Below are 6,609 nucleotides of genomic sequence, written 5' to 3' on the forward strand. Positions count from 1 at the left end.
CGGCAATCGATGCTGTTAACGCAGTCTATAGTTATATACGCTATATTCAGCCGGAGATAGCGAACTATAAATGTCCGTGGCACAAATTGCAATGGCAATGCGCAGCGAAGCGGCCGATATTGGCCTGAGGTGCTTATCCGGAAAGGGTTTCAGCGCAGATTGAAGCCGGCGAAATTGCTGCGGTATTGCATTGCAGTCAAGCCGAGACGTTTGACAAATACGGCGCGCAAGTGGTCGCGATTGCGAAAACCGCAGCGCCAGGCGATGGTCTTGAGCGGTTCGCGGCTGGCTTCGAGCATGACCCGCGCCGCATCCAGACGGGCATTTTCAATGAATTCGGCTGGCGTGACGCCGGCATCGCGCGCAAATACGCGGGCGAAGTTGCGCGCGCTCATGCCGGCCTGTCGCGCCAATGCATCGACCGTCAGATCCTCGCCCAGATGCGCCAGCACATGTTGTTGCACTTGGGCGACCGGCGACGGCGCGGCCGCAGCGGCCGGCAGATGGGGTGTCAGATAGGGACTGAATTGCGATTGACCGCCGTAGCGCTGAGTGAATACCACCAGCCGCTTGGCCACTTGCAGCGAAACTTCGGGGCCGGCATCTTCAAACAATAAATGCAGCGACAGATCAATGCCGGCCGTCACGCCCGCTGAGGTGTAGAGATTGCCGTCGCGTAAAAAGATGCGGTCGGCGTCGACCCGCGCTGCGGGAAACATGGCAGCCAGTACGGCGCTGTCATTCCAGTGCGTGGTGACCATCTTGCCAGCCAGCAGACCGGCATGACCCAGCAAGAACGCACCGTTGCAGATCGAGCCGAAACGGCGGGCGCGCGCAGTGGTGGTGCATAACCACGCCGACAACGCGGCATCGGGCGGCTGCATTGGCAGGTCCGGACCACCGGCCACCAGCAGCAAATCGAAGGGCATGACGACATCGGCGTAGTACTGCTGCGGCAGCAGTTGCATGCCGTTGGAACAGGCAATCATGCCAGGGATGCTGCCGATGACGTGCAACTGATAATGCGCCGCCGCCGGCAAGAAACGGTTGGCTTCGGCGAACACGTCCAGCGGTCCGGAAACATCAAGGGCTTGCACACCGGGAAACACCAGCATGGCAATAACGGGCATGGTCAGCTCCTGCGCAGTTCAAATCATGCGCTACCTTAGCCTGCTTTGCCGCCGGCCGCAGCGCATGGCAGAAAAGTCGTTGCTGCTGGCAGTTTGCCGCGTCATGTCGTGCTTCTGTCGGGGTCCCGCGATACGCATACTTGAGCGCAGCGAAGTCAGCGCAATCCCGAACCGGCCAACAGGAGAAGTGTATGAAGCAGGCAGCAGAATATCAGGCAGCAGAAAGTGTAGGCGCAGCATTCAGCGATGAAGGAATGTTGCGAGCGCGGGCAGCAACGCGGCGGGCGATTCACGACATTGCCGCCATGGTCCGGCCCGGCATGCTGGAAGAAGAGGCAGTAGTGCAGGCGCAGCAGATCTTGCTGGCGCAGGGACATGCGCGCAGTTGGCATCCGACCCGGGTCCGCTTTGGCCGGAACACCATGAAAGCGATGAAGCTGGCCTCGACACCCGGCGTGGTGCTGCAGGAGAATGACATTTTCTTCATCGATATCGCACCGCGCGTCGATCTCTGGGAAGGTGACGGCGGCGCCTCGTTTACGGTCGGCAGCGACAAGCGCCGCGAACGCTGTGCACGCGATGCCCAGATCGTCTTTCATGAAGTACGCAAAGTCTGGCGCGAACATCAGTTGAGCGGTCAAGGCCTGTATCGCTATGCGGCGCAACGGGCGCATGAACTTGGCTGGGAGCTGAACATGGACTTGCCCGGCCACCGCATCTCGGATTTCCCGCACGCCGCGATTCACACCGGCTCACTGGCCGAATTCGAGGTTGCACCACAGGCAATGCGCTGGATACTGGAGATCCATTTGCGTGATCCGGCCGGTGAATTCGGCGCTTTCTTCGAGGATATGCTGCTCGATGACGCGCATTATGTTGCGTAACTGAATATCGAGCCGGGCGCGATCACGGCGTTGATTGCGCCGCACCTGTCTCCTGCCTTCCATCTGGCCTTGCACGGCCTGTCTTTTGTCCTGTTCCGCGACAAAAAATGCTGCACTGCGACTTGGTTTTTCTGCTCGCGGCGCTGATCAAGCGCTCTAAAAAAAGCATCGCCCATGAAGAAATCTAGCGCTATCGCGAGCGCGATGCCGTCGTTATAGTCCATCCACAAGAAACTCAATGACACGGTGTGACAGCCAGTGTTTGAAGTGTTGCCATAACAAACAGGAGATGAACTATGTCGGAAGTTTTTGATGTCAGGCGCAGGCGTTTGTTGCAAGCCGGTGCCGTTGCCGTAACGGGTTTCAGCGGGACATTTTTATCTTGCGAGGCACTGGCCGCAGACAAGGCTGTCGTCAGCATGCAACTGGGATGGATTCCGGGCGGGAACCAGATCGGGGAAGTCGTCGCCAAGCAGATGGGCTTCTACGCGCAGGAAGGAATAGAACTCAAGATCGAATCCGGCGGCCCGAGTACCGATGGCGTTGCGGTGGTTGCCTCCGGTCGTTTCGAGGTCGGCCAGATCTCTTCCAGTCCGTCGATCATGCTGGCTGCGTCGCAAGGATTGCCGATCAAATGTTTTGCTACCGGCTTGCAGCAACATCCTTACTGTTTCTTTTCACTGAAAAAGAATCCGGTGCGCACCGTCAAAGACATGGCCGGTAAAAAAATCGGTATCCACTCGACCGGCATGATCCTGCTCAAGGCATTGCTGGCGAAGAACAAGGTGCCGGAAAAAGAAGTGCAAATCATCCCCATCGGCACCGACATGAGTCCGCTGCTGGCCGGCCAGGTAGATGCGATTGCCGGCTGGCAAACCAACACCACGGCGCTCAAGGCGCTGGGACCCGATCGTATCGATTTGCGCATGTGGGATGCCGGCGTGCGCCTGTATGCGCTGCCTTACTACGCCACCGTCAAGACCATCCAGAGCCGCTCTGATGTGCTGCAACGATTCCTGAAGGCGACTGCGCGCGGCTATGTCTACGCCAATGCCAACCGGGATCGCGCCGTCGATATGCTGGTCAAGGAATTTCCCAATCTGAATCGTGCCGATGAGCGCGAGGCCATCAATACCTTCATGACCTACGCCTTCAATCAGAACACCCAGGTGCACGGCTGGGGCGCGATGGACCCGGTGGTATGGCAAGAGCAAATCGATATGTACAGTCAACTGGGACAGTTCACCAAGCACACGCCGAAACCGGAAGATGTCTACACCATGGATATTCTCGCCGCGACGCTGGCTTCACGTCTGAAAGCATAATCATGCAGTCTGCAATTACACATCACGCGTCACATCACAAGGTGGCGCAGGGGCTGGTGTCGCCCGGCACCATACCGCTGCCGGCAATGGCCGGCAGCGCCATATCCTGCCGCAATCTGGGCGTCCGCTTTTTTACCGAACGGCGCAGCGTTACCGCGTTGCAGGGACTCGACCTGGACGTGGCCGAAGGCGAGTTTTTGACCTTGCTCGGCCCCTCCGGTTGCGGCAAGTCGACCCTGTTGCGCGTCGTCGCCGATCTCATCAATCCGAGCAAAGGCAGCATCAATGTATTGGGGGCAGCGCCGGAAGCAGCCCGGTTGCGACGCGATATCGGCTTTGTGTTTCAGGATGCCGCCTTGCTGCCGTGGCGCACGGCATTGCAGAACGTCGAGCTGCCGCTGGAAGTGGCCGGCGGCGCCAAGCGCGCCGGCAAGTCGACACCACGCGAATTGCTGGAACTGGTGGGCTTGAGTGGCTGGGAAAATTCCTATCCGCACGAACTGTCGGGTGGCATGCGGCAACGGGTATCGATTGCCCGGGCGTTGGTCAGCGGGCCGCGGATCTTGCTCATGGATGAGCCGTTCGGCGCGCTCGACGAAATCACCCGTGATCGCCTGAACGAAGAGTTGCGCCGGGTATGGAAAGAAACCGGCATCACCATCCTGTTTGTGACACACAGCATTTATGAAGCTGCATTTCTGGGTCAGCGGGTCTTGATGCTGGCAGCCAATCCGGGACGGGTGAAAGAAATCGTGCCGGTCAATCTTGCCGAAGATCGCACGCTGGATGTGCGCGAAACCACTGACTTTGTCGCACTCGCCGCGCATCTGCGCCGCGTGCTGGAGGCTTGCTGATGACTACGCTTGATTTGCAACGTGACCTGCTGGTCACCGAACCGGATGTGGAGGCCGATACTTATCTGCGCGAGCGGCGTCAGCGTCTGCGCCGGCGACGGCTGTTGCCGCTGGCCGGCATGCTGGGATTGCTGGTGTTGTGGTGGGCGGTAGTTGCCGGTTTCGACATCAAGCCGTTCATTGCACCGTCACCGTGGCTGGTGGCGCAAACCTTGTACAGCAAGTCTTCGGTACTGCTGCAAAACGTGCAGTTGACGGCGCTCGAAGCATTGGGCGGATTCTTGCTGGGCAATATCGTGGCGATCTTGCTGGCCACGGTCTTCATTCACAACAAGACGCTCAACGATACCTTGTTCCCGGTGTTCGTCGCGATCAATTCCATTCCGATTGTCGCCAAGGCGCCGATTCTGGTGCTCATCATGGGGAACGGCATCGAACCGAAAATCACCATTGCCGCGTTGGTGTGCTTCTTTCCGACGCTGATCAATATGGTCAAAGGCCTGGATTCGGTCAACCCGCAGACGCTGGAGTTGATGCGCGTGCTGTCGGCCAGCAAGACCGAAGTATTTTTCAAACTGCGGGCTTACCACTCGCTGCCATTCCTGTTTTCTTCATTGCGTATTGCCGCCTCGATGTCGGTGATCGGCGCCATTGTCGGGGAATGGATCGGTTCCACCGAAGGGATTGGCGCCTTGATCATCCAGGCCACCTTCAACTTTGACTCCGCGCTGCTGTACTCCGCCATCGTCATGAGTGCGGCGTTGACGGGAGCCTTCTTTTTCATCGTCGCGCTGATCGAACGCTGGGTGATCAGGTGGCCGGCGGTGACGCATTAAGCAGCAGGTGTCTTATATTTTTCATGAAAGAGTTTTATGCATACCAAAATAAATGACTGGATCCAGGAATCCGCGCACGACGTACGCATCGCGGCAACGGCGCAGGTAGTGGTGGTCGGCGGCGGACCGGCGGGATTGTCGGCGGCGGTTGCTGCTGCCCGCAATGGCGCTGAAGTGATTTTGCTGGAACGCTATAACCATCTGGGCGGACTTGCCGCCGGCGGTATGGTGCTGGTGCTGGACGATATGTGGGACAGTCACCGTCAGGAAATTTCGGTGCGCGGCAATTGCATGACCATGATCGAACGCATGGCAGCGCTGGGACTGGCCATGTTTCCCAAGGATCATGAATGGGGCGGGGATCCGGAGATGTACAAGCGCTGGGCGCGCTGGGGCACGTTTGATTTCCATAGCAAGACCACGCCGCATCCGATCTGCTTTGCGGCCGCCTTCGATCCCGACGGCTGGAAACGGGTGGCGCTGGAGATGGTGGCCGAACTGGGCATCAAACTGCGCTTGCATTCCTGGTTCTCGCGCACGCTGGTCGAAGATGGCAAGGTAAAGGGCGTCATCTGCGATACCAAGAATGGCCGCGAAGCCATTCTGGCCGACGTCGTGATCGACACTACCGGCGATCTTGACGTGGCGGCATCTGCCGGTGCGCCGCATACCGGCGGCAATTATATTGTCACCACCGTATTCCGTCTGGGCGGTGTCGATACCGAAACGGCAGAACGCTTCGAACAGGAAGAACCGGAAAAATTCGCAGAAATCGATCGCCAGGCAAAACGGGTGCTTGGCGGCTCGTGGGCTTACTGGTGGCTGAAGACGCCGTTGCCGGGCATCGTCTGGTGCAACTGTCCGCATATTCCGGGCCTGGATGGCACCAAGGTCGAAGACCTGACCCTGGCGGAAGTGAAAGGTCGCACGCATATTCACGCGCTGGTCGATTATGTGCGTCAGAACATGCCTGGTTTCGAGAACTGTCATGTGATTGATGTCGCGCCGCAAACTGGTGTGCGGCAGACGCGTCTGCTGGAGGGCGAATATGTCATGACCAAGGAAGACCTGGCACAGCGTACCCGTTTCGATGACAGCATTGCCCGTGGCCGCGATTACTACATGCCGTATGGCGTGCTGTTGCCGAAGGTCATCGACAATTTGCTGGTCGCGGGACGTCATTACTCGGCGACGTCGCAGGCGCAGAAAATGTCACGTGAAATTCCACCGTGCATGGCGATGGGCGAGGCGGCCGGTGTCGCGGCAGCGGTGGCATTGAGCAGCGGCGTCACGGTACGCAATGTCGATGTTGCTACGGTGCAGCGGCTATTGCTGGCGCAAGGTGCCGATCCCGGTCACGACGGCAGCGCCAGGCTGGCCGTGCCGCCGTTTATCCGCAATACGGCCGCGCAGGAGGCTGCATGAGCACCGATATCGGCGGCAGCGGCGATCAGAATCTGCCGCTCAGCGGTGTTCGCATCGTCGACTTTTCGCAAGTGATGATGGGCCCGGTCTGCACCCAGATGCTGGGCGATTACGGCGCCGATGTCATCAAGATCGAACGTATCGGCGCCGGCGAT

At 58.9% G+C, this 6,609-nt stretch carries 7 protein-coding genes; 6 read left to right on the plus strand and 1 reads right to left on the minus strand.

Annotated features, from left to right (window positions below; genetic code table 11):
• Nucleotides 1-149: 149 nt before the first annotated feature.
• Nucleotides 150-1,130, minus strand: coding sequence for a GlxA family transcriptional regulator (locus AKL27_RS15850; RefSeq protein WP_050463814.1), 981 nt, complete (start codon nucleotides 1,128-1,130; stop codon nucleotides 150-152).
• Nucleotides 1,131-1,321: 191 nt separating this feature from the next.
• On the opposite strand from AKL27_RS15850, the gene AKL27_RS15855 reads away from it, so the two are divergent.
• From AKL27_RS15855 to AKL27_RS27215, 6 genes are all read left to right on the plus strand, one after another.
• The gene (locus AKL27_RS15855) at nucleotides 1,322-2,014 is read left to right on the plus strand and encodes a M24 family metallopeptidase (protein ID WP_050463815.1); all 693 of its coding nucleotides are present in this window, start codon (nucleotides 1,322-1,324) and stop codon (nucleotides 2,012-2,014) included.
• Between the two features lie 296 nt (nucleotides 2,015-2,310).
• Nucleotides 2,311-3,339, plus strand: a complete 1,029-nt coding sequence (locus AKL27_RS15865) for an ABC transporter substrate-binding protein (protein ID WP_050463817.1) — start codon at nucleotides 2,311-2,313, stop codon at nucleotides 3,337-3,339.
• Nucleotides 3,340-3,425: 86 nt separating this feature from the next.
• Nucleotides 3,426-4,193 carry an ABC transporter ATP-binding protein gene (locus tag AKL27_RS15870; RefSeq protein WP_157056954.1) on the plus strand — a complete coding sequence of 256 codons (768 nt, stop codon included), beginning with the start codon at nucleotides 3,426-3,428 and terminating at the stop codon, nucleotides 4,191-4,193.
• Complete coding sequence (locus AKL27_RS15875; RefSeq protein WP_050463819.1) at nucleotides 4,193-5,029, plus strand: ABC transporter permease; 837 nt, start codon at nucleotides 4,193-4,195, stop codon at nucleotides 5,027-5,029. The genes AKL27_RS15870 and AKL27_RS15875 overlap by 1 nt, the downstream gene beginning before the upstream one ends.
• Nucleotides 5,030-5,065: 36 nt before the next feature.
• On the plus strand, nucleotides 5,066-6,454 hold the full coding sequence (locus AKL27_RS15880; protein ID WP_050463820.1) for an FAD-dependent oxidoreductase: 1,389 nt from the start codon (nucleotides 5,066-5,068) through the stop codon (nucleotides 6,452-6,454).
• On the plus strand, nucleotides 6,451-6,609 hold a 159-nt coding region (locus tag AKL27_RS27215), incomplete at its 3' end, for a CoA transferase (RefSeq protein WP_198155985.1). The genes AKL27_RS15880 and AKL27_RS27215, both read left to right, overlap by 4 nt.

Source organism: Herbaspirillum autotrophicum (genome assembly GCF_001189915.1).
GTDB classification, from domain to species: Bacteria; Pseudomonadota; Gammaproteobacteria; order Burkholderiales; family Burkholderiaceae_D; genus Herbaspirillum; species Herbaspirillum autotrophicum.